We start from the raw sequence: 25,608 nt of genomic DNA, 5'->3' as shown, positions 1-25,608 counted from the left end.
CCCCGGCAACGTGGCCATCGGGCACGCGAGCGGGGCGAGCTCCGGGCCGGCGGCCGTCTAGTGCGCGGCGGACTCCCAGGTCGGGCCGGTGCCCATGCTCACCTCGAGAGGGGCCTTCAGCTCGTAGGCGGACGACATCTGGTCCCGGATGAGGCCGGTGAGGACCTCATGCTCGCCGGGGGCGACCTCGAAGACCAGCTCGTCGTGCACCTGGAGGAGCATCCTGGAGCGCAGGCCGTGCTCACGCAGGGCGCGGTCGACGTTGAGGCTGGCGACCTTGATGATGTCGGCGGCCGAACCCTGCACCGGGGCGTTCAGGGCCATCCGCTCGGCCATCTCGCGGCGCTGCCGGTTGTCGGAGGTGAGGTCGGGCAGGTAGCGGCGGCGGCCCATGATGGTCTCGGTGTAGCCGTCCTTGCGGGCGCGGTCGACGACCCCGCGCAGGAAGTCGCGGACGCCGCCGAACTGCTGGAAGTACTCCTCCATGAGGGCGCGGGCCTCGTCCGGTGAGATGCGCAGCTGCTGCGACAGGCCGTACGCCGACAGGCCGTAGGCCAGGCCGTAGTTCATCGCCTTGATGCGGGCGCGCAGCTCGGGGTCGATCTGCTCGGGCGGCAGGCCGAACACCCGGGACGCGGTGATGGTGTGGAAGTCGGCCTTGGCGCGGAAGGCCTCCAGCAGGGCCTCGTCCTCCGAGAGATGCGCCATGATCCGCAGCTCGATCTGGCTGTAGTCGGCGGTGAGCAGCGACTCGTAGCCCTCGCCGACCACGAACGCCTCGCGGATCTGGCGGCCCTCCGCGGTGCGGATGGGGATGTTCTGCAGGTTGGGGTCGGTGGACGACAGCCGCCCCGTGGCCGCGACCATCTGGTTGAACGTGGTGTGGATGCGCCCGGAGTCGTCGGCCATCGGGATCAGGGACGCGACGATGCTCTTGAGCTTGGAGACCTCACGCCAGCGCAGGATGTGCTCCAGCACCGGGTGGTCGCTCTTCTCGGCCAGGTTGGTCAGGGCCTCGGAGTCGGTGGTGTAGCCGGTCTTGGTGCGCTTGGTCTTGGGCAGCCCGAGCTCCTCGAACAGCACCTGCTGCACCTGCTTCGGCGAGCCCAGGTTGAACTCGTGCCCCACGGCCTGGTGGGCGAGCTGCTCGACCTCCTTCTCCTGACCCGCCAGGCTCGCCTCCATCTCGGCCAGCCGGTCGGTGTCGACGGCGATGCCCGCCCGTTCCATGTCGGCCAGCACCCTCACCAGCGGCAGCTCGACCTCGTGCAGCAGCCGGGTGGCGCCGCGCTCCTCCAGGGCGGCGTCGAGCCTGTCGGCGAGCTCGGCCACGGCGCGGGCCCGTACGGCCAGGTCGTCGGCGGCCTCGGCCTCGCCGGACCCGTCGAGGGTGAGCTGCCCGGAGTCGTCGGCCTCGGCGCGCAGCTCCCGGTGCAGGTAGCGCAGGACGAGGTCGGCCAGGTCGAAGGTGCGCTGCCCGGGCAGCGCCAGGTAGGCGGCCAGGGCGGTGTCGCTGGTGAGGCCGCGCAGCTCCATGCCCCGCGCCGCCAGCGCCAGGCTCGGGCCCTTGGCCTCGTGCAGCGCCTTGGGCCGTGACGGGTCGCCCAGCCAGGCGGCCAGGGCCCGCTCGTCGTCCTCGACCAGCTCGGCCGGGTCGAGGTACACCGCGGGCGCCGGGCCGGACGTGGCCGGGGCGGACGAGGCCAGCGCGATGCCCGTCACCTCGCCGGTGCCGCGCGCCCACGTTCCGGTGACCGCGACGCCGGTACGGCTCGAGGGCCCGGCGTTCTCCTCCAGCCAGGCGGCCAGCGCGCCGGGCTCCAGCTCCTCGCGGACGACCGGGAAGCCCTCCTCGGCCTCGGGCTCGGCGGGCGCCAGCGTGGAGTACAGCCGCTCGCGCAGCACCCGGAACTGGAGCGAGTCGAACAGGGTGTGGATCTCCTCGCGGTCCCACTGGCCCATGGTGAGCTGCGGCGGCCGCATCTCCAGCCCGACCTCGGTGTCGAGCCGGTTGATCTGGTGGTTGCGCAGCACCTGGCCCAGGTGCTCGCGCAGGTTGTCGCCGGCCTTGCCCTTGATCTCGTCCACGTGCGCGACCAGGCCGTCGAGGTCGCCGTACTTGGCGAGCCACTTGGCGGCGGTCTTCGGCCCGACCCCGGGCACGCCGGGCAGGTTGTCGCTGCTCTCCCCCACCAGCGCGGCCAGCTCGCGGTACCGCTCGGGCGGCACGCCGTAGCGGGCCTCGACGGCGGCCGGGTCCATCCGGGCCAGCTCGGAGACCCCGCGGACCGGGTACAGGATCGTGACGTCCTCGTTGACCAGCTGGAAGGCGTCCCGGTCGCCGGTGACGATCAGGGTCTTCATCCCGGCCTGGCCGGCCTGGACCGACAGCGTGGCGATGATGTCGTCGGCCTCGTAGCCGGCCACCGACAGCCGCGGGATGCGCAGGGCGTCCAGCACCTCGAAGATCAGGCTGACCTGGCTGCGGAACTCGTCGGGCGCCTTGCTCCGGCCCGCCTTGTACTCCACGTACTGCTCGTGCCTGAACGTCGGCTCGGAACGGTCGAAGGCCACCGCGATGTGGGTGGGCGCCTCGTCCCGCAGGACGTTGATCAGCATCGAGGTGAAGCCGTACACGGCGTTGGTCGGCTGGCCGTCGGTGGTGGTGAAGTTCTCCACCGGCAGGGCGAAGAACGCCCGGTAGGCCAGGGAGTGCCCGTCGAGCAGGAGAAGCCGGTCTTGCCGCTTGTCGTCGGGGGTCGCTGCTGTCGTTGCCACACCTGGACTCTAGTCTGCGTGTGCGACAGTTCGAGACGCTTCGAGCCGCATCCCGGGGGCGGACCCCACACCCCCCGGGAGTTCGCCCGAAGTGCGGTTGAAGAGGTAATAAGGAGGCTCGATGACGACGGAGGGGCGGGACCTCGCCGCGCCGCCACAGGACGCCGAGGGCGCCGGGGCCGGGGTGGACCGCGGTCTGGCGAGCGCCTTGGGCATCGAGCTCCTGGAGACCACACCGGAGCGGGTGACCGGCCGGATGCCGGTGCGGGGCAACACACAGCCGTACGGGCTGCTGCACGGCGGCGCCTCCTGCGCCCTGGCCGAGACGCTGGGGTCGGCGGGCGCGACGCTGCACGCCGGTCCGGGCCGGATCGCGGTGGGCATCGAGATCAACGCCACGCACCACCGCTCCGCCTCCGAGGGCTGGGTCACCGGCGTCGCCACCCAGGTCCACGGCGGGCGGACGCTCACCGCCTACGACATCGTGATCACCGATGACCAGGGGCGTCGCGTGTGCACCGCCCGCCTCACCTGCATGCTGCGTGACAAGCCCGCGACCTGACAGGAACGATCCATCGATTTGGCGTGTTTTGCGGAGGCCGGTACCGGCTTTCCTTTGCCTCGCCAGAGGAACGGTCGGTAGCGTGCATCGGAACGGCCCGGGATCACTGAGTAGACAACGCGCGTGCCCGGACAGGGCGGGCGCGGCCCCAAAGGTGGTTCCGGGTCCGGTCCCCCTCCCCGATCAAGGACCGGAACGTCCCATGGCCCTGCGCACCCGGTCAGTGCTTTCCCGGCTGCTCCCCGTGCTGGCCGTCACGGTCTTCACGGCGACCGCCTGTTCGGGCGACGGGGCCGAGGAGGGCCGCACGGCCGCCAAGCCCACCTATGAGCTCCCGCCGCGTCCCGTGCGGAACGACGGGGAGAAGGCGGTGAAGGCCCCCACCGCGCGCAGCGGGGAGACCGCGTTCACCGTCATCGGCTACACCGGCGGCATGCCGGAACTCGTCGGCAGCCATGCCGACGTGAGGCCCAAGGGCCAGTACGTCCGGGTGCGGCTCGTGGTGGAGAACACGGGCCGGACCGGGCAGACGTTCGTGCCCAAGGAGCAGTCGCTGGTGCTCGCGTCCGGCCGCACCATCACGCCCGACCGCGAGGCGATGCTGGTCAAGCGGATGCCCGAGCAGTTCCCCGTGGGCGCGGGCATGCGGGTCGAGCTGGACATCTGGTACGACGTCCCCCGCACCGAGCGTCCCGCCGCGATCCGCTTCCAGGGGGAACCGGGCGTGGGCGCGGTCAGCGAGCCCGCGCCCGTGGACGTGAAACTTCCCTGAAGGCTTGACAGGCCGGAGAGCCGACGTGCCCGCGGCCCCCTGGACAGGAGGCGGCGGGCACGTCGACGGAGGGGCTATGTGCTCTGCGCCGCCTCACCGAGGTCGCCGCCCAGATAGGCGGCGCGTACCTGCGGGTCGTCCAGCAGCTCCGACGCAGGGGCCGACTTCACGATGGACCCGGTCTCCAGGACGTACGCGCGGTGGGCGAGCTGCAGCGCCTGCTGCGCGTTCTGCTCGACCAGCAGGACGGTGGTGCCGCGCCGGTTGATCTCCGCGATGATCGAGAAGATCTGCTGGACCAGCATCGGCGCCAGGCCCATCGACGGCTCGTCGAGCAGCAGCACCTTGGGCTCGGTCATCAGCGCCCGCCCGATCGCGAGCATCTGCTGCTCGCCGCCGGACATGGTGCCGCCCGGCTGCGTCCTGCGCTCGGCCAGCCGCGGGAACAGCTCGTAGACCTGCTTGAGGTCCTTGGAGAAGTCCCCCTTGCGGCTGTAGGCGCCCATCAGCAGGTTGTCCTCGACCGACATCCCGGGGAAGATGCCGCGGCCCTCCGGGGCCTGCGCGATGCCTGCCAGCACCCGCCGGTGACCGGGCATCCGGCTGATGTCCTTCCCGTCGAACCGCACCCGGCCGGCCGACAGCGGGCGCAGCCCGGAGATGGTCTTCAGGGTCGTGGTCTTGCCGGCCCCGTTGGCGCCGATCAGCGAGACGATCTCGCCCTGCCCGACCTCGATCGTGATGCCCTTGAGCGCCGCGATCTTTCCGTAGTGGACGTGCACGTCCTCGATCTCAAGAAGCATCGGCGGGAGCCCCCAAGTACGCCTCGATCACCCTCGGGTTGTTCTGCACCTCGGCGGGCAGGCCCTCGGCGATCTTCTGGCCGAAGTCCAGGACCGCGACCCGGTCGCTGATCCCCATCACCAGCCCCATGTCGTGCTCGATGAGCAGCACCGTGCGGCCGCTGTCGCGGATCTTGCGGATGAGCTCCTGCAGCGACAGCTTCTCCGCCGGGTTCATGCCGGCGGCGGGCTCGTCCAGCAGCAGCAGGGTGGGGTCGGTGGCCAGCGCACGCGCGATCTCCAGCCGGCGCTGGTCGCCGTACGGCAGGTTCTTGGCGACCTCGTCGATCCGGTGCGGGATGCCGACGAACTCCAGCAGCTCCCTGGCCTTGTCCCGGCCGTCCCGCTCCTCCCTGCGGTGGAGGGGCAGGCCCAGCGAGGCGCTGACGAACCCGGTGCGGTGGTGCGCGTCCGCCCCCACCATCACGTTCTCGAGGGCCGTCATGTTGTGGAACAACCGCACGTTCTGGAAGGTGCGCGCCACGCCGAGCTTGGTGACGGCGAACCGCTTCATGCCGTTCAGCCGCCGGCCGTCGAACACCACGTCCCCGGACGTCGGCCGGTAGACGCCGGTGGTCACGTTGAACACCGTCGTCTTGCCCGCGCCGTTCGGCCCGATCAGGGCGAAGATCTCGCCCTTGCGCACGGTCAGGTCCAGCTCGTTGACCGCGACCACGCCACCGAAGCGCATGGTCAGCGACTTCAGCTCCAGCAGCGGCCCACCGCCCGGCGCCCCGGGGGCCTCGGAAGCCTCGGTGATCGTCTTCTCGGCTTCGCCACGGCTCATTTGGACACCACCTCGGTCGCTCCGGGCGCGCTGGTGGGCGTGGCCACCTCGGCGCCCATGCTGCCCATTCCGCCGGTGCCCTCGGCCAGCTCGGCCTTGCGCTGCCTGGACGGCAGCAGGCCCTCCGGCCGCAGCGCCATCATCAGCACCAGCGCGGCGCCGAACATCAGCACACGGTAGTCCGCCAGGTCACGGAACCGCTCCGGCAGCCACGCCACCAGGAACGCGCCCAGCATCACGCCCGGCAGGTTACCCGAACCGCCCAGCACCACCGACGACAGCAGCAGCGCCGACACCATGAACACGAAGTTCGCGGGGATGATCGACGTCGCCTGCGCGCCGTACAGAACGCCGGCCAGGCCGCCGATGGCCGCGCCGATCGCGAACGCCGCCAGCTTGAACCGGAACGTCGGGACGCCCATCAGCTCGGCGGCGTCCTCGTCCTCGCGGATGGCCGCCCAGGCGCGGCCCACCCGGCTGCGCTCCAGCCGTTTCACGAAGATGATCGCGATGACGATGGCGGCCAGCATCAGGTAGTAGTACGGCCGCATGTCCAGCGCCCCGTACTGGAACGGCGCCACGCCGCCGAGCCCCAGCGAGGTCCACGGCTCCACGTCCGGGATCTCCCACTCGGTCAGCGTCGGCGGGTGCGGGATGCCGGAGATGCCGTTCGGGCCGCCGATCGACGGCGTGTTCCGCGCCGAGATCCGGATGATCTCACCGAAGCCCAGCGTGACGATCGCCAGGTAGTCGCCGCGCAGCCGCAGCGTGGGAGCGCCCAGGATCACCCCGGACAGCGCCGCGAGCAGGATGCCCACGGCCAGGATCTCCCAGAAGTTCCAGCCGAGGTTCTTCCCCAGGATCGCCATCGCGTAGCCGCCGATGGCGAAGAACGCGACATAGCCCAGGTCGAGCAGGCCCGCCTGCCCCACCACCACGTTCAGCCCGATCGCCAGCAGGATGTACCCGCCGATCGGGAAGAACAACAGCGCCGACCAGTCGCTTGACGGCGACATGACCTCGCCCACCGCCGACGACGGCAGCAGCACGGCCCCGACGATCAGCAGCAGGTAGACGGTCCACCGGCCGGCCGGTGGCAGCGTCGCCCACTTCCGGCTCGCGGTGTCGGTCATCTGGGACCACGCCGAGCGCGGGCTCCGCGACCTGCCCGTGGCCTCGTTCGCCGGAGCCGCGGCCGTCTTCACCTCGGACCCGGGCACCTTGCCCTCCTTCTCGCCCTTCGGCCCGGTCATGCTCGGGCCCTCTGCAACGACTCGCCGAGGATGCCGGTCGGACGGAACATCAGCACCAGGACCAGGACGACGAACGCGACCACGTCACGCCAGTCCGACCCGAAGATCGACGATCCGTACATCTCCAGCAGCCCCAGGACCAGGCCGCCGACCAGGGCGCCCCGCAGGTTGCCGATGCCGCCGAGCACGGCCGCGGTGAACGCCTTGATGCCCAGCAGGAACCCGACCATGAAATGCGCTTCTTCGAAGCGCATGATGTACAGCGCCGCGGCCACACCGGCCATCGCGCCGCCCAGCGCGAACGTCGCCATGACGACCCGGTCGATGTTGACCCCCATCAGGACCGCGGTCTCGGGGTCCTGCGCCGTCGACCGGATGCCCCGGCCCAGCTTGGTCCGGTTCACGAAGACGTCCAGCAGGACCATCATCAGGATCGCGCCGATCACCATGATCAGCTTGTCGCTGCGCACGTCGATCGTGCCGAAGGTGAACAGGTCCCCGATCGACACGAAGAGCGACAGCACGTAGGCCACGACCCCGACGGCCGCGCCGCCCAGCAGCAGCCGTCCCGAGGTCCGCCGCGTCAGCGCCGTCCTGAGGGTGAGCGTGGAGGTGGGCGCCGGCGCCCGGCCGGTCTCGGGCTCCTTGGTCAGGGTCGCCGTGCCGCCACCCGAGGGGGTGTCCTCGCGGGACGCGGAACCCGCCACGATGCCGGCGAGGTACTCCTCGTCCTCGGCGCGCGCCGAGGCGCGCCGCGCCGTGCGGAAGTCCAGGTAGAGCCACACCAGGCCGGCGACGAACGCGGCCAGGCCCAGCAGGGCCACCAGCCGCACCACGTCCACCTCGAACCGGATCGTGAACAGGTTCACCGGGTTGACGAAGTCGTTCGACTGCACCGGCAGAAAGCCGCCCTCCTTCGGGCGGTCGAACAGCCTCGGGATCACCACCAGGGCGAACAGCTGCTGGAGGAACAGCGAGGCGCCGATCGCGGAGATCAGTGCCGCGAGCCGCGACGCGCCCTTCTTCCGCAGAGGCCGGTACGCCACCAGCTCCAGCAGCATCGCCGCCCCGCCCGAGACCACTCCCGCGCACAGCGCCAGCACCAGGACGACGCCGACCAGCGCCACCGTCCCGACCGGAGTGGTGATGCCCATGATCTGCACCGCGCCGATCGCGGCGAAGGTGCCGATCATGAAGATCTCGGAGTGCGCGAAGTTGATCAATCGGAGGACGCCGTAGACCAGGGTGTAACCCAGCGCCACGAGGGCGTAGATGGCGCCGAGCGAGATGCCGTCCACCGTGGACGGCCAGAACTGATCAATGAAATCGTTGAGCACTTGTCAGGCCGCCTTCATCGGGGGAGCGGGAGCACTTCTGGCACTCCCGCTCCTGCGTCGTTCAAGCCGCCCGCCGGTAGGCGAACGAATCCCGCCGGTCAGGCGAACGGACGATGATCAACCCTCGACCTTCGCATCCTTCGCGTTGCCGAGCAGCGGCAGCGTCTGGCCCTTGACCTCGTAGACGTAGACGTCCGCGACCGCCGGGTCACCCTGCGGGGTGAACTTGATCGGCTTGGAGACGCCCGGCACGTTCACGGTCGACAGGAACTCGTTGATCTTCTCGGGGGTGGTGTTCCCCGCCTTGACCGCCTCGATGAACGCGGTGGCCGCGTCGTAGCCCTCGGCCGAGTAGATCGCCGTCTCCGAGCCGTACTTGGCCTTGTAGGCGTCGGAGAACTTCTTGGACGCCGCGCTGGCCTTGCCGGTCGGGTCGATCAGGCACGGGCAGGCGATGATCGAGCCGTCGGCGTTGGTGCCGCCGGCACCGCTGGCCAGGCCCTTGTCCAGGGAACCGTCGCCCGACAGGAAGCGGGCGTCGACGCCGCCCTCGCGCAGCTGCTTGATCAGCTTGCCGCCGGCCGCGTAGTAGCCGCCGAAGAAGATGGCGTCGGGGCCGAAGCCCTTCGCCGCGTTCACCGACGCCGAGTAGTCCGACGCCTCCGGGTCGATCCCGCTGACCTCGGTCGTCGCGCCGGCGCTCTTGACGGTGTTCTCGACCGTCGTGGCCAGCGGCTTACCGTACTCGGAGTTGTCGTGGATGATGAAGACCTTCTTGGCCTTCAGGGAGTTCGCGATGAACTGGCCCACCGCCGCGCCCTGGGCGTCGTCGTTGCCGACGATCCGGTGGTAGTACTTCCACCCGTTCTTGGTCAGCGCCGAGTTGGTCGCCGAGGGCGACACCGACGGGATCTTGCCCTCTTCCAGCGCCGGCCCCACCTGCTGGCTCTCGCCGGAGAACGCGGGACCGATCATACCGACGATCTTGTCCTTGGTGATCGCGGTCTTGGCCAGCGGGAGCGCCTGCTCGCCCTTGCCCTGGCTGTCGTAGGTCTTGAGGTTGATCTTGACCTTGGGATTGGTGGCGTTGTACTCGTCGATCGCCATCTGGGCGCCCTGCTTGGGCGGGATGACGATGCCGGAGTTCGCCCCGGTCAGGTCACCCATGAATCCGATCGTGACGGAGTCGCCGCCACCGCTGCTCCCGCCTTCGTCATCACCGCACGCGGCCGCGCTGAGCGCGAGCGCCGCACTCAGCGCCACAGCGCCGGTGACCCTCATCATGTTGCGCCGCAAGGTGCCTAACCTTTCCATCCGGATCCACCACGGATCGGGTACGAGTGGAGCCCGGGGGACCGCACTCCCGTCAAGAGCTGGGCAAAGCGGTCACTCGGGCACCAGTCCGTAGTACACCGACCCGGGACCGCAGATCAGCACCTCTGAGATGAAGGGTTACCCCTTCGTTACGCCCCCGTGCCCATCAGACAGCGCCCGTGGCCATGCACGATTACGTCCGGTAACGACCCGTCGCGCGGGCGGTGAGGCGTTCGCGACGACCGCCGTCGACCTCGGGACCAGGCATGACCCGCGGCACACGGAACCCCGGGGGTCACGCCTTCGTTTCGGCGTCCCCCTCCTGCTGCCGCCCGCCCAGCGCTCCCGCCACCACGGCGTCCGCGACCGCCCGCATCGTGAGCCGCCGGTCCATCGACGTCTTCTGGATCCACCGGAACGCCTGGGGCTCGCTCCATCCGTTCGCCTGCTGCAGCAGCCCCTTGGCCCGGTCGATCACCTTCCGGGTCTCCAGCCGCTCCTGGAGGTTGGCGACCTCGGCCTCCAGCGCCCGCAGCTCGGTGTACCGGCTCACCGCCATCTCGATCGCCGGCGCCAGGTCCGTCTTGCTGAACGGCTTGACCAGGTACGCCATCGCCCCGGCCTCGGTGGCCCGCTGAACGAGCTCGCGCTGCGAGAACGCGGTCAGGATCACCACCGGCGCGATCCGCTCCGCGGAGATCCGCTCGGCCGCGGAGATCCCGTCGAGCACGGGCATCTTGACGTCCAGGATCACCAGGTCCGGCCGCTGCTCGGCCGCCAGCCGCACGGCGGTCTCCCCGTCGCCGGCCTCGCCGACCACCTGATAGCCGTCCTCCTGCAGCATCTCCTTGAGATCGAGCCGGATCAGGGCCTCGTCTTCTGCGATCACAACTCGCCGAGCGCTCTCCGTCACGCGCACGAGACTACCGGGACCCGCTACCCTGGTCATGGCCAGGTCTGCCGGGGAACGCCCTGCCAGGGAGGTTCCGCGCGGCTTCCGCATGACAACTCCATACGTCCGATTTATTTGGATATTTCGGTAATACCTAGAGAAGAGATGCCCCGATAGCCCAACCGGCAGAGGCAATGTGCTCAAACCACATCCAGTGTGGGTTCGAATCCCACTCGGGGCACCATCGGACGACGACCGCCCGGCCGTCGGCGGCCGCCCATCGTGCGGCGGACGATGCCGGACCCGCCCCACGACCGGCCCCTCTCCCCTGAGGCGCCCGCGCGGCCACACAGGAAGGCGGCCGCGCGTGAGGGTGCGTCAGTTGCCCCCTCCGGTCGCCTGGGCGATCGCGTCGCCTATGCGATGGACCCTCAGGGCGTTGGTGGAGCCGGGGGTGCCGGGCGGGGAGCCGGCGACGATGACGACCTTGTCGCCCTTCTGGACGCGCCCCGACTCCAGCAGTCCCTGCTCGACCTGGCGGACCATCTCGTCGGTGTGGTTGGCGAACGGGACGATGTGCGTCTCGACGCCCCACACGTGCGCGAGCTTGCCGCGGACGGCGGGCACCGAGGTGAAGGCCAGCAGCGGGATGGGCGAGCGGTAGCGCGACAGGCGGCGGGCGGTCTCGCCGGACATGGTGAAGGCGACCAGCGCCTCCGCGCCGACGATCGCGCCGACCTCGGCCGCCGCGCGGGCGATGGCGCCGCCGACGGTCTCCGGCTTGCGGTCGAGGGTGTGGGTCGCCTCGAGCGCGGCGCCCTCGGCGGCGGTGACGATGCGGCTCATGGTCCGCACGGCCTCGATCGGATACTGGCCCACGCTGGTCTCGCCGGAGAGCATCACCGCGTCGGCGCCCTCGAAGACGGCGTTGGCCACATCGGAGGTCTCGGCGCGGGTGGGGCGCGGCGCGGAGATCATCGAATCCAGCATCTGGGTGGCGACGATGACCGGGCGGGCCTTCTCGCGGCACAGCTCGATGGCGCGCTTCTGCACGATCGGGACGGCCTCCAGGGGCAGCTCCACGCCCAGGTCGCCGCGGGCGACCATGATGCCGTCGAAGGCGGCGACGATCTCCGGCAGCAGATCGACGGCCTGCGGCTTCTCGATCTTGCCGATCAGCGGGACGCGGACGCCCTCCTCCTCCATGATCTGGTAGCAGATGTCGGCGTCGGCGGGGGTGCGCACGAAGCTCAGCGCGACCATGTCGACGCCCAGGCGCAGCGCCCAGCGCAGGTCGGCCTCGTCCTTCTCGGTGAGGGCGGGCACGCTGACGGGGACGCCGGGCAGGTTGAGCCCCTTGGAGTCGGAGATCATCCCGCCGACCTCGACGGAGGTGCGGACCCTGGGGCCGTCGACCTCGACCACCCGCAGCGCCACCCGGCCGTCGTCGATCAGCACCGTGTCGCCGGGCGCGACGTCGCCCGGCAGGCCCTTGTAGGTGGTGGAGACCTCCTTGCGGGTGCCCGGCACGTCCTCGGTGGTGATGGTGAAGTCGTCGCCGAGGGTGAGCCGTACCGGACCGTCCGGGAACCGCCCGATGCGGATCTTGGGGCCCTGGAGGTCGGCCAGGACGCCGACGCCGCGTCCGGTCGCCGTGGCCGCGGCCCGCACCCGGTGGTAGACCTCTTCGTGCACGGAGTGGTCGCCATGGCTCAGGTTGAGCCTGGCGACGTCGACACCGGCCTCGACGAGGGCGTGGATCTGCTCGGCACTGGAGCAGGCGGGGCCGATGGTACTGACGATCTTCGCTCGACGGGTCACAACACAACGCTACTTAGTTACCTGCCAGTACGTACATTCACGCAGGATACGGTCGCGAAAGATTCACCGATTGGTCTAGCTCAAGGTCTAGACCACCGGGCCCGTCCCCGCCGCCGGGGACGGCCCTGAGCGGACCTGGGCGGCCCCCGGTCAGCGCTGGAACACCTCGACGGCGGCCTGCGAGAACGCCTTGAGGTCGTCGGGCTTGCGGCTGGTGACCAGGACGTTGGGGCCGGACTCGTCCACGACGACCTCCTCGTCCACCCAGTCGGCGCCCGCGTTGCGCAGGTCGGTGCGCAGGCTCGGCCAGGAGGTCAGCCGGCGTCCGCGCGCGACCTCCGCCTCGGCGAGCGTCCACAGCGCGTGGCAGATGGCGGCGACCGGCTTGCCCGCCTCGAAGAACCGCCGGACGAACGCGACCGCCTCGGGCCGCGTCCGCAGGAAGTCGGGGTTGGCGACGCCGCCCGGAAGGACGAGCCCGTCGAAGTCGTCCGGGCTCGCGGCGTCGACGGTGACGTCCACCTCGAAGGTGTCGCCCTTGTCGAGGTGGTTGAACGCCTGCATCCGTCCCGGCCGGGTGGAGAGCAGCCGCGGCTCCCCGCCGGCCTGCTCGACGGCGCGCCAGGGTTCGGTCAGCTCGACCTGCTCGACGCCCTCGGGCGCCGCCAGGAAGGCGATGGTCTTGCCCTGCAGCTCGTTGGCCATGTCGTCTCTCCCCTTCGCGTCCGGGTCCCACCGGTGTGCGGGACCCACTCGTCGCCCCTTGCCCGGCCAGGCGGGCGCTATTCGGCCGCGGCCCCTGGTCTGTGTCGTAGGCGGGTGGTAAGCAGGGGATCGTGGACGCCGCCCGGTATCGCGAGTTCCCCGCCCCGCCGGGGAGCGGCCTGGCCTGCCTGTGGACGCAGGAGCTGCCCGGCGGCGCCGAGCGGCCGTACCCGCACCGGGTGGTCCCGGACGGCTGCGTCGACCTGATCTGGTGGAGCCGGGACGGCGCGATCATGGTGGCGGGCCCCGACACCGGGCCCAACCCCGCCACGCTGCTGCCGGGCGACCGGCTGGTCGGCGTGCGGTTCCGCCCGGGGACGGCCCCGCCGGTGCTGGGCGTGCCCTCCGACGCGGTACGCGACGGCCGCCCGCACCTGCGCGAGCTATGGGGCGCGGACGCCGACCGCCTCGCCGAGGCCGTCGCCGCGTCCGGCGACCCGCACGGCACCCTGGTGCGCGCCGTCCTGGCCAGGGCCACCTCGGACCCCGACCCGCTCGTTCCCGCGATCGTGGACGGCCTCCGGTCCCGGACGGTACGCGAGGTGGCCGACGACATCGGCTTGGGCGATCGCCAGCTCCGCAGGCGGTCGCTCGCGGCCTTCGGTTACGGGCCGAAGACCCTGCAGCGCGTGCTGAGGTTCCAGCGGGCGCTGGCGATGGCCCGTGCGGGGCGTCCCCTCGCGGACGTCGCGTACGCCACCGGCTACGCCGACCAGGCGCACATGGCCAACGAGGTACGCACCCTGGCCGGCACCTCGATTCGTTCGCTGCTCTAACCGACCGCTCCAACCGACCGCTCTCACCGGCCCGGTCAGGCGACGGCGTCCCCTTGGCGAGCCTCGGCCGCCGGAGCGCGCCGGTGTCCGGGGCATGGGTGACCACCGCGCCTCGCATGGGCGCGATCGTCCCACACGCCCCGGACAGGACGGCGGTCGCGGTCAGGCGATCGGGCGCGCCGTGGGCGGGATCGGGTACGGCAGCACGGTCTCCCCGCGCAGGAACTTGTCGACGCCGTGCGCGGCGGCCCGTCCCTCGGCGATCGCCCAGACGATCAGCGACTGGCCGCGGCCCATGTCGCCGGCCACGAAGACACCGTCCACCGAGGTCCGGTAGTCGGCGTCGCGGACGACGTTGCCGCGCTGGTCGAGCTCGACGCCCAGTTGCTCCAGCAGGCCCTCGCGCTGCGGCCCGAGGAAGCCCATGGCCAGGGTGACCAGCTCGGCGGGGATCTCCCGCTCGGAGCCCTCGACGGGCTTGAAGCCGGTCTCGGGCCCGCCGACCTCCACCAGCCTCAGGGCGCGGACGTTGCCGTCCTCGTCGCCGAGGAACTCGGTGGTGGACACCGCGTACACCCGCTCGCCGCCCATGTCGGCGAGCTCCTCGTGGGCGGTCTCCATCTTGAACAGCATCGGGTACGTCGGCCACGGCTGGTGGTCGGGACGGGTCAGCGGCGGCCGCGGCATGATCTCCAGCTGGGTGATGGACTTGGCGCCCTGCCGGATCGCGGTGCCGATGCAGTCGGCGCCGGTGTCGCCGCCGCCGATGACCACCACATGCTTGCCGGCGGCGGAGATCGGGGACTCGGGGAAGTCGCCCTCCTGCACCCGGTTGGCCGGGGGCAGGTACTCCATCGCCTGGTGGACGCCCTTGAGCTCGCGCCCGGGGACGTTCAGGTCGCGCCACGCGGTGGCGCCGCCGGCCAGCACGACCGCGTCATGGCCGGCGCGCAGCTCGTCGGCGGTGAGGTCGGCGCCGACGTTCACCGAGGTCCGGAACTCGGTGCCCTCGGCGCGCATCTGCCCGATGCGCCGGTCGAGGTGCCGCTTCTCCATCTTGAACTCGGGGATGCCGTAGCGCAGCAGGCCGCCGATCCGGTCGGCGCGCTCGTACACCGTGACGTCGTGCCCGGCGCGGGTGAGCTGCTGCGCGGCGGCGAGCCCCGCCGGCCCCGAGCCGACGACCGCCACCTTCCTGCCGGTGCGGACCGCGGGCGGCCGCGGCCGCACCCAGCCCTCGGCGAAGGCCCGGTCGATGATCTCCACCTCGACCCGCTTGATCGTCACCGGGTCCTGGTTGATGCCCAGCACGCACGCGCTCTCGCACGGCGCGGGGCACAGCCGCCCGGTGAACTCGGGGAAGTTGTTGGTGGCGTGCAGCCGCTCGACCGCCTCCCGCCAGTCCTTGCGGTAGACGAGGTCGTTCCACTCGGGGATGAGGTTGCCCAGCGGACACCCCTGGTGGCAGAACGGGATGCCGCAGTCCATGCAGCGGCTCGCCTGCTTCTCGAGCCGGTCCCCGCCGAAGTCCTCGTAGACCTCCGACCAGCTCTTGATGCGCACGTCCACCGGGCGCCGCTTCGGGAGCTCGCGCTGGACGGTCAGGAAACCCTTCGGGTCGGCCATGGTGTGCTCGCCCCCTCTCTCAGCCCTGGGCCGCGGCCATGATGGCCTCGTCGACGTCCCGGCCCTCGGCCTCGGCCTTCGCCTTGGCCTCCAGGACGCGCCGGTAGTCCCGCGGCATGATCTTCGTGAACCGCCCGGCCGCGGTCTCCCACTCGGCCAGCAGCTTCTCGGCGACCGTGGAGCCGGTCTCGGCCAGGTGCCGCTCCACCAGGACGCGGACGAACTCCGCGTCCTCCTCGGTGAGCGGTTCCAGGTCCACCATCTCCTTGTTGACCCGTTCGGCGACCAGGTCGAGCACGTAGGCGATGCCGCCGGACATGCCCGCCGCCACGTTGCGCCCGGTCGGGCCCAGGATCACCGCGCGCCCGCCGGTCATGTACTCGCAGGCGTGGTCGCCCGCGCCCTCGACGACGGCGGTGGCGCCGGAGTTGCGGACGCAGAACCGCTCGCCCACCACGCCCCGCGCGAACAGCTCGCCCGAGGTGGCGCCGTACAGCATCACGTTGCCGCCGATGATCTGCTGCTCGGCGGCGAACGGCGCGTCCGCGGGGGGCCGCAGCGTGAGCCGCCCGCCCGACAGGCCCTTGCCGACGTAGTCGTTGGCGTCGCCGACCAGCCGCAGCGTGATGCCGCGCGGGACGAACGCTCCGAACGACTGCCCCGCCGAGCCGGTGAAGGTGACGTCGATGGTGTCGTCGGGCAGGCCCTCGCCGCCCCACTTCTTGGTCACCTCGTGGCCCAGCATCGTGCCGACGGTGCGGTTGACGTTGCGGATCGGCAGCTCCAGGGTCACCTTGTCACCGAACGCGATCGCGCCTTCGGCGAGCTGGATCAGCGTGTTGTCCAGCGCCTTCTCCAGGCCGTGGTCCTGGGAGGTGGTGCGGCGCAGCGCCGCGCCCTCGGGCAGCTCGGGACGGTACAGGATCGGCGACAGGTCGAGCCCCGCGGCCTTCCAGTGCTCCACCGCCCGCCGCGCGTCGATCATCTCGACATGCCCGATGGCCTCGTCCAGCGACCGGAACCCGAGCGCGGCCAGGTACTCGCGGACCTCCTGGGCGACGAACTCGAAGAAGTTGACCACGAACTCGGCCTTGCCGCTGAACCGCCGGCGCAGCACCGGGTTCTGGGTGGCGACGCCGACCGGGCAGGTGTCCAGATGGCACACCCGCATCATCACGCAGCCGGACACCACCAGCGGCGCGGTGGCGAAGCCGTACTCCTCGGCGCCCAGCAGCGCCGCGATGATCACGTCCCGGCCGGTCTTCAGCTGCCCGTCGGCCTGCACCACGATCCGGTCGCGCAGCCCGTTGAGCAGCAGCGTCTGCTGCGTCTCGGCCAGGCCGAGCTCCCAGGGCGCGCCGGCGTGCTTGAGCGAGGTCAGCGGGGACGCGCCGGTGCCGCCGTCATGCCCGGAGATCAGCACCACGTCGGCGTGCGCCTTGGACACCCCGGCCGCGACCGTGCCCACGCCCACCTCGGCGACCAGCTTCACGTGCACCCGCGCGGACGGGTTGGAGTTCTTCAGGTCGTGGATGAGCTGGGCCAGGTCCTCGATCGAGTAGATGTCGTGGTGCGGCGGCGGCGAGATCAGCCCGACGCCGGGGGTGGAGTGCCGGGTCTTGGCGATCCACGGGTAGACCTTGTGGCCGGGGAGCTGCCCGCCCTCGCCCGGCTTGGCGCCCTGCGCCATCTTGATCTGCAGGTCGTCGGCGTTGGTCAGGTACTCCGAGGTCACGCCGAACCGGCCGGAGGCCACCTGCTTGATCGCGCTGCGCCGCAGGTCGCCGTTCTCGTCCGGGGTGAACCGCTCCGGGTCCTCGCCGCCCTCGCCGGTGTTGGACTTGCCCCCCAGCCGGTTCATCGCGATCGCCAGGGTCTCGTGCGCCTCCGCCGAGATCGACCCGTACGACATCGCGCCGGTGGAGAACCGCTTGACGATCTCCGACACCGGCTCGACCTCCTCGATCGGCACCGGCGGGCGCTCGCCCTCGCGCAGGTCGAACAGGCCGCGCAGCGTCATCAGCGCCTCGGCCTGCGAGTCCACCGAGGAGGTGTACTCCTTGAAGATCTCGTAGCGGCGGGTCCGGGTGGCGTGCTGGAGCTTGAACACCGTCTCGGGGTTGAACAGGTGCTTCTCGCCCTCGCGCCGCCACTGGTACTCGCCGCCGACCTCCAGGGTGCGGTGCGCGGGCTCGTTGCCGCCCGGCGGGTGGGCGCGGCGGTGCCGCTCGGCGACCTCGCGGGCCAGCACGTCGAAGCCGACGCCGCCGAGCCGGGAGGTGGTGCCGGTGAAGCAGCGCTCGACGACCTCCTCGCCGAGCCCGATCGCCTCGAAGATCTGCGCGCCGGTGTAGGAGGCGACGGTGGAGACCCCCATCTTGGACATGATCTTCAGCACGCCCTTGCCGTACGCCTTGATCAGGTTGCGCACGGCCTTGGCCGGGTCCAGGCCCTCGATCGCGCCGGTGGCGATCAGGTCCTCGACGGTCTCGATCGCCAGGTACGGGTTGATCGCCGACGCGCCGTACCCGATGAGCAGCGCCATGTGGTGGCACTCGCGGGCCTCGGCGGTCTCCACCACCAGGCCGACCCGGGTACGGGTCTTCTCCCTGATCAGGTGGTGGTGCACGGCGCCGGTGAGCAGCAGCGAGGGGATCGGGGCGCGCTCGGCGTCCGAGCCGCGGTCCGACAGCACGATCGTCCCGGCGCCGTCGGCGATGGCCCGCGACACCTCGGCGCAGATCTCCTCAAGGCGCCGCTCCAGGGCCCGGCCGCCGCCGGCGACCTCGTACAGGCCGTGCACGACATGGGCGCGCAGATGCGGCAGGTCGCCCTCGTCGTCGATATGGATGATCTTGGAGAGCTCGTCGTTGTCCAGGATCGGGGTGGGCAGCACCAGCCGCCGGCACGAGTGCGGTCCGGGCTCCAGCAGGTTGCCCTCCGGGCCGAGCGTGGACTGGAGCGAGGTGACGAGCTCCTCGCGGATCGCGTCCAGCGGAGGGTTGGTGACCTGCGCGAACAGTTGCTTGAAGTAGTCGAACAGCAGGCGGGGGCGCTCCGACAGCACCGCGAGCGGCGTGTCGGTGCCCATCGACCCGATCGGCTCGGCGCCCGTCCTGGCCATCGGGGTCAGGATGACCCGCTGCTCCTCCAGGGTGTAGCCGAACGTCTGCTGCCGCTTGACCAGCGTCTGATGGGTGGGGATCTCCCGCTCGCGCTGCGGCAGCTCCTCGAACCGCACCAGGCCCTGGTGCAGCCACTGCTCGTAGGGGTGGGCCGCCGCCAGCTCGGCCTTGACCTCGTCGTCCTCGATGATCCGGCCGGCCGCGGTGTCCACCAGGAAGATCTTGCCGGGCTGGAGCCGGCCCTTGCGGACCACCTTGGACGCGGGGATGTCCAGCACCCCGGCCTCGCTGGCCAGCACCACGAGCCCGTCGTCGGTCACCCAGTACCGGCCGGGACGCAGCCCGTTGCGGTCCAGGACGGCGCCGGCGATCGTGCCGTCGGTGAAGGTCACGCTGGCGGGGCCGTCCCACGCCTCCATCAGCGTGGAGTGGAACTCGTAGAACGCCCGGCGCGCCGGGTCCATCTCGGTGTGGTTCTCCCACGCCTCCGGGATCATCATCAGCACCGCGTGCGGCAGCGACCGGCCGCCCAGGTGCAGCAGCTCCAGGCACTCGTCGAAGGACGCGGTGTCGCTGGCCTCGATGTCGATCACCGGGTAGATCCGGGACAGGTCGCCGGGCAGCAGGTCGGACTTGAGGAGCGCCTCGCGGGCGCGCATCCAGTTCCGGTTGCCCTTCACCGTGTTGATCTCGCCGTTGTGCGCGATGAACCGGTACGGGTGCGCCAGCTCCCAGGCCGGGAAGGTGTTGGTGGAGAACCGCGAGTGCACCAGCGCGATCGCGCTGGCGAAGCGGGTGTCGGACAGGTCCGGGAAGAACGGCTCGAGCTGCGGCGTGGTCAGCATCCCCTTGTAGACCACGGTGCGGCTGGACAGGCTCGGGAAGTACACCTTCACGTCCTGCTCGGCGCGCTCGCGCATGCAGAACACGACCCGGTCCAGCTCCAGACCGGTCTTGCCCGCGTGCGGGCCGTCCTCGGCGGGGGCGACGAACAGCTGCGTGAAGTGCGGCATCGCCTTGCGGGAGGCGGGCCCGGCGAAGTCGGGGTCGTGCGGCAGCTCGCGCCAGCCCAGCACGGCCAGGCCCTCCTCGGCGCACAGCCTCTCCACGTGCGCGACCGCGGCGGCCCGCTCGGCGGCGTCCACCGGGAGGAACGCGATGCCCGCCGCGTACCCGCCGGGCTCGGGCAGCGCGAACCCGCACACCTCGCGGAAGAACGCGTCCGGGATCTGGACGAGGATGCCCACGCCGTCGCCGTCGTCGGGCTCGGCGCCCACGGCGCCCCGGTGGTCGAGGTTCCTCAGGACGGTCAGGGCCTTGCGGATGATCTCATGGCTGGGGCGTCCCCGCAGGTCCGCGACCATGGCGACCCCGCAGGCGTCGTGCTCGTTCGCCCGGCTGTACAGCCCCTGGTCAGGGGGTGTTCCCGGGGCGAGGGCAGCAGCGGCCATCAACCCTCCCGTCGTCGCGTGTCGCCGCTCGTGCCGGCGACTCGAATCTCACCTTCGATGCCTTGTGCAGGCGCGGGACGACGTTGGCCCTGCTGCGGTGTGAAGACATTACCTCACGCCCGGATCATCCCCGAGTGACCGAGATCGCGAAACTCCTCGCGCCGGTCGCCGGGGACCCGAGAGTGGTTTAGACCAGGATACCGGCCGACTTTTCGGTCAAATCGCCCTGACCTCGGTGATCATCCTCACGGCCAGACCATGTTTACCCCGTAACGGGCGAAACATGCGTGCAACCCGGGAGAATCTCGTGCAATCCCCCGCTCAGGACGCGGGCCGCGTGGCGCGGGCCGCCCTGCCCAGCGCCGAAGGGGCCTTCCCACCCTCGATCAGCAGGGACAACAGCGTCTCGTCCTGCGCTGTTCCCTGCCCGTCGAGCCGCTGCGCCCAGGCCACGACCGCGTAGTGACCCATCGCCAGGCCCCGCGCCATGGTGAACCCCTGCCCGAACCTGTCCACCGGTGGCTCCGCCTCCAGGGGACGGACGAAACCTCCGCCGCCGCCCAGCATGGCCACCAGGCGGTCCGCGTCCTGCTTGCCGGCCAGGTTGAACACCGCGACGGTCAGCGCGTAACCCTCGCCCGCCTTCTCGCCCGTGTCCGCGTACACGCCACGGACGGCCTGGCTGCACGCCCCCTGGCGGAGCACGTCGCCGACGCCCGCACCCCAGACGGCCGCCGCGCAGTCACCGTCGAGCCGCTTGGCCTTCAGCGAAAGTTCCACCCCGGCGTCCGGCAGCTCGATCTTCTGGGCGCGCTCGGGGAACGCCTCCTCGACCGTCAGCGGCGCCGCGTCCTCGGACCGCTGCTCGATCGCCGCGTACGCCCCGGTGGACGGGCTGCTGGAGTAGGAGGACGGGGACACGCCGCTCTCGGCGGGCCGTCCCACGACCGGGCCCGGCGCGCCGCTCCGCCCCGTCCCCTCGTCACCGCCCCCCAGGACCAGCACCGCGACCAGGGCGGCCACCATGATCACGGCAAGCCCGCCGGCGGCGGCGAAGTAGCGCCTGGACGTCCCGCCCCCACCCTTGCGGGGCGGGTTCTCACGCTTGACGGCCGGGCGCGGGCGGGGGCCGGTCGCGTTCTCGCGGAGCGGGGGCCGCCCCTCGTCTGGACGGCGGCCCCGCTTCTTTCCGGCGCCCTTGGGACGCGGCCGGCCGGCGGCGGCCCGATCCGGGGGCGGCTCAGGGGACGCCCCGCGCCCCCACCGCTTCCCTTGCTTTTTCGCCTGCCCCTTCGCCTGTCCCTTGTCCTGCCCGGCGGAACGTTCCCGGGGCTCCTGCGGGAGCCGCGGACGCGGAACCGGACCCCGCGGTGGCGGTGCCCCGCGCCCCGCCTGACCGCCGCGGCCCTCCGGCGGGCGCGGGCGCGGGACGCGACCGCGCGGCATGAGCTGGTCCCAGCCCCCTGGCTCGGGAGGACCGCCCCGGCGGCGGGCCGGCGGGGCGGCACGGCCCGGCTGGGGACGCGGACGGCGGGCGGCCTGCCCGCGCTGCTCCTGCGGGCCGCGGCGGCGGGGCTGGTCCCAGTCCACGGTGGCGGGGCCCTACCGGGTCCCGTCGGTGAGCTGGAGCCGGCCCCACACGAAGTCGGCGGGCTTCTCGATGGCGAGGCTGACGTCGATCATCTCGTTGAGCGAGGCGGGCTGGGCTCCCCCGGCGCGCTGCACCCAGGTGACGATCACGTAGTGCCCGTACGCCTGGGCGTAGGCGGCGCTGAACCCGGAGGCGAAGGCGGGGGCGCCCTCGGCGGCCAGCGGGTAGACGAAGCCGGCGGCGGTCTGCGGGTCGAGAACGCGCACGATCTGCTGCGCGCCCTCCTGGTTCACCAGGTTGATCGCGATGAACTGGCCGACGTGCCCGCGGTCCTGGCTGACGTACGCGCCGCGGGCGATCTGCGAGCACTGGTACTTGGCCAGGTCGGCCTGCAACCGCGCGCCCCAGGTGACGGACTTGCAGTCGTCGCTGATCTGGGAGGCGGCCAGGGTCAGGGAGTACTTCTTGTAGGTGACGGTCCTGACGTCGGCGGGGAACGCCTCGCCCTGCGTGACCGGCCGCTGATCGGCGCTGCGCTGCGCCAGCTTGGCCATGTCCTTGTCGGCTATCTGCGGCGTGTACGCGGTCGGGGACAGCTTGGCGCCGTTGCCCGGACCGGTCGCCGCCTTCTTGTCGCCGCCGCCGCGGAGCACGAAGAACGCGGCGGCCCCGGCGATGGCCAGCACCGCGACCACGGCCACGACGATCAGCGGGAGCTTGGACCGGGGCGGCCCGTCCTTGGCACGGCGGCGGGGTCCGTCCTCCGGCCAGAAGTCGCCGCCGCCCTCCTGGCGCGGCGCCCGGCCGGTGCGCGATGCCCGCGACGTCTGGGAACCGGTCGCATGAGTACCACGAGCCTCGATCACAGTCCGGGAGCTTAGCGGTCCACCGCCCGCTCGCGCGTCCAAAAGGATGTTTCGCCCCGATTCGCGGATCGCGCTTCGTGCCCGGGCGTCACACTCCGTTGACGCCGATCAGCGCCCCCACCGCGTACGTGATCCCGGCGGCCGCGGCGCCGAAGGCGAGCTGGCGCAGCCCGCCGAACCACCACGGCCGCGCGGTCACCCGGGACGCCAGCGCGCCCGCGCCGAACAGCCCCACCCCCGCGACCACCATGGCGGGCCACAACGCCCCCGTCCCGAACAGGTACGGCAGCACCGGCAGCGCGGCGCCCAGGGCGAACGACAGGAACGACGACACCGCCGCCAGGAGCGGCGAGGGCAGCTCGCCGGGCGTCACCCCCAGCTCCTCGCGGGCGTGCACCTCCAGCGCCTCCTCAGGGTCGCGCGACAGCTGCCGCGCGACCTCGGCGGCCAGCTCGGCGTCCACGCCCCGGTCGATGAAGACCTGGGCCAGCTCCCGCCGCTCGGTGTCCGGATGGCGGGCCAGCTCCCGCCGTTCCACCTCGATCTCGGCCTCGGCCAGCTCGGACTGCGAGGCCACCGAGACGTACTCCCCCGCCGCCATCGAGAAGGCGCCCGCCGCCAGGCCCGCCAGCCCGGCCAGCAGCACCACCTGCCGGGACGCGTGGCCACCCGCCACCCCGGCGATCAGCGCGAAGTTGGACACCAGCCCGTCCATCGCGCCGAACACCGCGGGCCGCAGCCAGCCACCGGTGACGTCCCGGTGCTGATGGTGATGCTCGGCCGGCAACGCTACTTGCGGTCTTTCACGGGTTCCGCCTTGGCGTCCTCGTCGTCATCGGCGGGCTCGTCCTCCGACTCCGACGACGCCTCGGGTTCTCCGGGCTCCCCGGACCCCTTGGGCCGATCCGGTTCCTCCGGGTCCTCGGGCTTCTTGGGCTTCTCCGGCGCCTCGTCCTTCTCGGCCTCCGCCTCAGAGGTCGCCGGTTCAGAGGTCGCCGGTTCAGAGGTCGCCGGTTCAGGGGTCACCGGTTCGGGCTCGGGCTCCGGATCGGGCTCCGTCCCGGACACGGGTTCCGCGTCCTTCTCGTCGGCCGCGGCGGCCTCGGCGGTGTCCTTCTCCTCCGGTGCCGCGTCCGGCTTGGCGGTCGCGTCCTCCGGGGCGGCGACCGCGCCGCCCGCCTCGGTCTCCGGACCGGTCTCGGGTGCGGCGCCGACCTGCTCCGGACCGGTCTTGCCGCGCGCCCAGTAGAGGTAGGCCACGGCGCCGATGAAGACGAGCAGCGCCGTCCAGTTGTTGAGCCGCATGCCCAGGACGTGGTGGGCGTCGTCGATGCGCAGCCACTCGATCCAGAACCGGCCCGCGGTGTAGCCCGCCAGGTAGAGCGCGAACGCGCGGCCGTGCGTCAGCTTGTAGCGGCGGTCGGCCCAGATGACCAGGGCGGCGACGCCGACGCACCACAGGAACTCGTACAGGAACGTGGGGTGGTAGGTCGCGATGTCGGCGTACCGGGGGTCGAGACTGCCGTCCTCCAGCCGCGGCCGGTGCGCCGGGTCGATCTCCAGGGCCCAGAAGGTGTCCAGCGGGCGGCCGTACAGCTCCTGGTTCCAGTAGTTGCCCCACCGGCCGATGGCCTGGCCGAGGGCGATGCCGGGGGCGACCGCGTCGCCCAGCGCGGCCACGGAGATCCCGTGCCGGCGGCAGCCGATGTACGCGCCGAGCGCGCCGAACAGGACGGCGCCCCAGATGCCCAGGCCGCCCTCCCAGATCTTCAGCGCGTCCACCGGGTCGCGGCCCTCGCCGAAGTAGCGCTGGGCGTCGGTCACCACGTGGTAGACCCGTCCGCCGACCAGCCCGAACGGGACGGCCCACACGGCGATGTCGATGACCACGCCCGGCTGGCCGCCCTTGGCCGCCCATCGCCGCTCGCCCAGCCAGACCGCGACGACGATGCCAATGATGATCATCAGGGCGTAGGCGCGGATGGGGACGAAGCCCAGATGCCAGACGCCCTGAGCGGGACTAGGTATGGAAGCCACCGGCTGCATGGGCGTTGACGTTACCTCCTTTGGAGGGGCGCGTGGTCCCCGGACGGCCAGAGCGGGCGATCACATTTCGGTCATAGTGCCGTCACGGGTGGCGCGCGGCATGGATGGCCCGCTCCAGCCGCGCCGCGTCCCGCTGGACGGAGTCGTCCAGCCGGCGGCCGTCCAGGAACGCCGCGGGCGGCTCGCGCACCCCCCGGACGGAGAACGCGTACCGGGTCAGCTCGTCCAGCCGGGCGTTCTGCCCGCCGCCGGTCACGCAGGCCGGGAAGGACGGCCCGGAGATCCCGGCCCGCTCGCCCATCGCGATCAGCTCGTCCGGCTCGAACCCGGCGGTGTCCTCGTCGGGCTGATGGTCGAACAGCGCCTCGTGATAGGCGAGCCAGCCGACCGCGGGCGCGCACAAGGCGGCGTTGCCCGCGCGGCGGCTGTTGGACGCCGACGGCCCGCCGCCCGCGCCCCGGTAGACCTGGATCGGCCTGTAGACGACGCGCACCCGCCCCTGGGACGCCAGTCGCCTGAGCAGCGGCCCCACCTCGTCGTGGGCGTCCTTGCAGTCGGGACACTGGTAGTCGGTGAAGATCTCCAGCAGCGGCGTCTTCTCGTCCCCCCACGCCATCACGAAGGAGCCGTCGGCGGCGCGCGTCACCGGTGGCGGCGCCCCGTCGTAGGCCCCCTGGAGTCCGCCCGCGCCGCGCTCGTCCCAGCGAAGCGCCACCATGCCGGCCAGGGCCACGGCCACCACCGCCACCCCGCCGAGCAGGGCGGACGCCCGGCGCCTGCCCTCCCCCGCGGGGCGCCGCGGCATGCGCAGACCGCCACTGCGCGACGTGCTCATCGTTCCCCCGATCGATGCGCGTGCTCGCAACAACGAGGCTAGCGAACCCCTCCGCCGAGCATGCGCACCGGCCGTGAACGGTCAGACTCGAACCGACCATCCGCCGATGGCGTCACACCGCCAGGGGCGGCACCCTCTTCACCTGGCCTCTTCCGTGCCCTACCCCTCG

General features: G+C 71.7%; 19 protein-coding genes and 1 tRNA gene. 4 read left to right on the top strand and 16 right to left on the bottom strand.

From position 1 onward, the window contains the following. Nucleotides 1-57: 57 nt before the first annotated feature. On the bottom strand, nt 58-2,778 hold the full coding sequence (gene polA / locus QSK21_RS05795; RefSeq protein WP_285694179.1) for a DNA polymerase I: 2,721 nt from the start codon (nt 2,776-2,778) through the stop codon (nt 58-60). Between the two features lie 121 nt (nt 2,779-2,899). Here polA and QSK21_RS05790 point away from each other — a divergent pair, with 121 nt between their 5' ends. Both QSK21_RS05790 and QSK21_RS05785 read left to right on the top strand, forming a co-directional pair. Continuing rightward, complete coding sequence (locus QSK21_RS05790; protein ID WP_285694178.1) at nt 2,900-3,340, top strand: PaaI family thioesterase; 441 nt, start codon at nt 2,900-2,902, stop codon at nt 3,338-3,340. Between the two features lie 202 nt (nt 3,341-3,542). Next, nucleotides 3,543-4,112, top strand: coding sequence for a DUF4352 domain-containing protein (locus tag QSK21_RS05785; RefSeq protein ID WP_285694177.1), 570 nt, complete (start codon nt 3,543-3,545; stop codon nt 4,110-4,112). 74 nt (nt 4,113-4,186) lie between these two features. Here the strand turns inward: QSK21_RS05785 and QSK21_RS05780 are convergent, their stop codons facing one another. From QSK21_RS05780 to QSK21_RS05755, 6 genes are all read right to left on the bottom strand, one after another. Continuing rightward, the gene (locus QSK21_RS05780; protein WP_285694176.1) at nt 4,187-4,915 is read right to left on the bottom strand and encodes an ABC transporter ATP-binding protein; all 729 of its coding nucleotides are present in this window, start codon (nt 4,913-4,915) and stop codon (nt 4,187-4,189) included. Then, nucleotides 4,905-5,645: an ABC transporter ATP-binding protein gene (locus QSK21_RS05775; RefSeq protein WP_285694299.1), complete on the bottom strand. Its 741-nt coding sequence runs from the start codon at nt 5,643-5,645 to the stop codon at nt 4,905-4,907. Before QSK21_RS05775 ends, QSK21_RS05780 begins: the two co-directional genes overlap by 11 nt. Before the next feature lie 92 nt (nt 5,646-5,737). Continuing rightward, entirely contained in the window at nt 5,738-6,874 is a 1,137-nt protein-coding gene (locus QSK21_RS05770) for an ABC transporter permease subunit (RefSeq protein WP_285694298.1), read from the bottom strand. A gap of 116 nt (nt 6,875-6,990) precedes the next feature. After that, nucleotides 6,991-8,331, bottom strand: a complete 1,341-nt coding sequence (locus QSK21_RS05765) for a branched-chain amino acid ABC transporter permease (protein ID WP_285694175.1) — start codon at nt 8,329-8,331, stop codon at nt 6,991-6,993. A 117-nt stretch (nt 8,332-8,448) separates the two neighbouring features. Next, nucleotides 8,449-9,612 (bottom strand): branched-chain amino acid ABC transporter substrate-binding protein, encoded by a 1,164-nt coding sequence (locus QSK21_RS05760; RefSeq protein ID WP_285694297.1) that lies wholly within the window; start codon nt 9,610-9,612, stop codon nt 8,449-8,451. 328 nt (nt 9,613-9,940) lie between these two features. Beyond that, complete coding sequence (locus QSK21_RS05755) at nt 9,941-10,594, bottom strand: ANTAR domain-containing response regulator (protein WP_285694174.1); 654 nt, start codon at nt 10,592-10,594, stop codon at nt 9,941-9,943. A gap of 110 nt (nt 10,595-10,704) precedes the next feature. Between QSK21_RS05755 and QSK21_RS05750 the strand changes: the two genes are divergently transcribed. Then, nucleotides 10,705-10,781 (top strand) — tRNA-Leu (locus QSK21_RS05750). A 134-nt stretch (nt 10,782-10,915) separates the two neighbouring features. Here QSK21_RS05750 and pyk read toward each other — a convergent pair. Continuing rightward, nucleotides 10,916-12,358, bottom strand: coding sequence for a pyruvate kinase (gene pyk, locus QSK21_RS05745; RefSeq protein ID WP_285694173.1), 1,443 nt, complete (start codon nt 12,356-12,358; stop codon nt 10,916-10,918). A gap of 150 nt (nt 12,359-12,508) precedes the next feature. After that, complete coding sequence (locus tag QSK21_RS05740; protein ID WP_285694172.1) at nt 12,509-13,063, bottom strand: type 1 glutamine amidotransferase domain-containing protein; 555 nt, start codon at nt 13,061-13,063, stop codon at nt 12,509-12,511. Nucleotides 13,064-13,194: 131 nt separating this feature from the next. Here QSK21_RS05740 and QSK21_RS05735 point away from each other — a divergent pair, with 131 nt between their 5' ends. Next, complete coding sequence (locus QSK21_RS05735) at nt 13,195-13,899, top strand: DUF6597 domain-containing transcriptional factor (RefSeq protein ID WP_285694171.1); 705 nt, start codon at nt 13,195-13,197, stop codon at nt 13,897-13,899. Nucleotides 13,900-14,061: 162 nt separating this feature from the next. Here the strand turns inward: QSK21_RS05735 and QSK21_RS05730 are convergent, their stop codons facing one another. From QSK21_RS05730 to QSK21_RS05700, 7 genes are all read right to left on the bottom strand, one after another. Then, on the bottom strand, nt 14,062-15,525 hold the full coding sequence (locus QSK21_RS05730; protein ID WP_285694170.1) for a glutamate synthase subunit beta: 1,464 nt from the start codon (nt 15,523-15,525) through the stop codon (nt 14,062-14,064). A gap of 19 nt (nt 15,526-15,544) precedes the next feature. After that, nucleotides 15,545-20,101 carry a glutamate synthase large subunit gene (gene gltB / locus QSK21_RS05725; RefSeq protein WP_285694169.1) on the bottom strand — a complete coding sequence of 1,519 codons (4,557 nt, stop codon included), beginning with the start codon at nt 20,099-20,101 and terminating at the stop codon, nt 15,545-15,547. Between the two features lie 321 nt (nt 20,102-20,422). Next, nucleotides 20,423-21,691 (bottom strand): hypothetical protein, encoded by a 1,269-nt coding sequence (locus QSK21_RS05720; RefSeq protein WP_285694167.1) that lies wholly within the window; start codon nt 21,689-21,691, stop codon nt 20,423-20,425. A gap of 12 nt (nt 21,692-21,703) precedes the next feature. Next, a complete protein-coding gene (locus tag QSK21_RS05715; protein ID WP_285694166.1) occupies nt 21,704-22,558 on the bottom strand; it encodes a hypothetical protein in 855 nt (284 codons plus the stop codon). Between the two features lie 88 nt (nt 22,559-22,646). Beyond that, on the bottom strand, nt 22,647-23,345 hold the full coding sequence (locus tag QSK21_RS05710; RefSeq protein WP_285694165.1) for a VIT1/CCC1 transporter family protein: 699 nt from the start codon (nt 23,343-23,345) through the stop codon (nt 22,647-22,649). Between the two features lie 2 nt (nt 23,346-23,347). Next, nucleotides 23,348-24,604, bottom strand: a complete 1,257-nt coding sequence (gene lgt, locus QSK21_RS05705; RefSeq protein WP_285694164.1) for a prolipoprotein diacylglyceryl transferase — start codon at nt 24,602-24,604, stop codon at nt 23,348-23,350. An 82-nt stretch (nt 24,605-24,686) separates the two neighbouring features. After that, nucleotides 24,687-25,439: a DsbA family protein gene (locus QSK21_RS05700; RefSeq protein WP_285694163.1), complete on the bottom strand. Its 753-nt coding sequence runs from the start codon at nt 25,437-25,439 to the stop codon at nt 24,687-24,689. Nucleotides 25,440-25,608 lie beyond the last annotated feature (169 nt).

Source organism: Actinomadura sp. NBRC 104412 (assembly GCF_030269515.1).
Lineage (GTDB): Bacteria > Actinomycetota > Actinomycetes > Streptosporangiales > Streptosporangiaceae > Spirillospora.
This window is presented reverse-complemented; position numbering and strand designations above follow the sequence as displayed.

What these genes read in the sequence shown, in the direction of transcription:
- QSK21_RS05700 (WP_285694163.1), bottom strand. Translation starts at nt 25,439, where the DNA reads ATGAGCACGTCGCGCAGTGGCGGTCTGCGCATGCCGCGGCGCCCCGCG.
- QSK21_RS05740 (WP_285694172.1), bottom strand. Translation starts at nt 13,063, where the DNA reads ATGGCCAACGAGCTGCAGGGCAAGACCATCGCCTTCCTGGCGGCGCCC.
- QSK21_RS05730 (WP_285694170.1), bottom strand. Translation starts at nt 15,525, where the DNA reads ATGGCCGACCCGAAGGGTTTCCTGACCGTCCAGCGCGAGCTCCCGAAG.
- QSK21_RS05775 (WP_285694299.1), bottom strand. Translation starts at nt 5,645, where the DNA reads ATGCGCTTCGGTGGCGTGGTCGCGGTCAACGAGCTGGACCTGACCGTG.
- QSK21_RS05785 (WP_285694177.1), top strand. Translation starts at nt 3,543, where the DNA reads ATGGCCCTGCGCACCCGGTCAGTGCTTTCCCGGCTGCTCCCCGTGCTG.
- gltB (WP_285694169.1), bottom strand. Translation starts at nt 20,101, where the DNA reads ATGGCCGCTGCTGCCCTCGCCCCGGGAACACCCCCTGACCAGGGGCTG.
- lgt (WP_285694164.1), bottom strand. Translation starts at nt 24,604, where the DNA reads ATGCAGCCGGTGGCTTCCATACCTAGTCCCGCTCAGGGCGTCTGGCAT.
- QSK21_RS05790 (WP_285694178.1), top strand. Translation starts at nt 2,900, where the DNA reads ATGACGACGGAGGGGCGGGACCTCGCCGCGCCGCCACAGGACGCCGAG.
- QSK21_RS05770 (WP_285694298.1), bottom strand. Translation starts at nt 6,874, where the DNA reads ATGACCGACACCGCGAGCCGGAAGTGGGCGACGCTGCCACCGGCCGGC.
- QSK21_RS05780 (WP_285694176.1), bottom strand. Translation starts at nt 4,915, where the DNA reads ATGCTTCTTGAGATCGAGGACGTGCACGTCCACTACGGAAAGATCGCG.
- QSK21_RS05760 (WP_285694297.1), bottom strand. Translation starts at nt 9,612, where the DNA reads ATGAGGGTCACCGGCGCTGTGGCGCTGAGTGCGGCGCTCGCGCTCAGC.
- QSK21_RS05755 (WP_285694174.1), bottom strand. Translation starts at nt 10,594, where the DNA reads ATGACCAGGGTAGCGGGTCCCGGTAGTCTCGTGCGCGTGACGGAGAGC.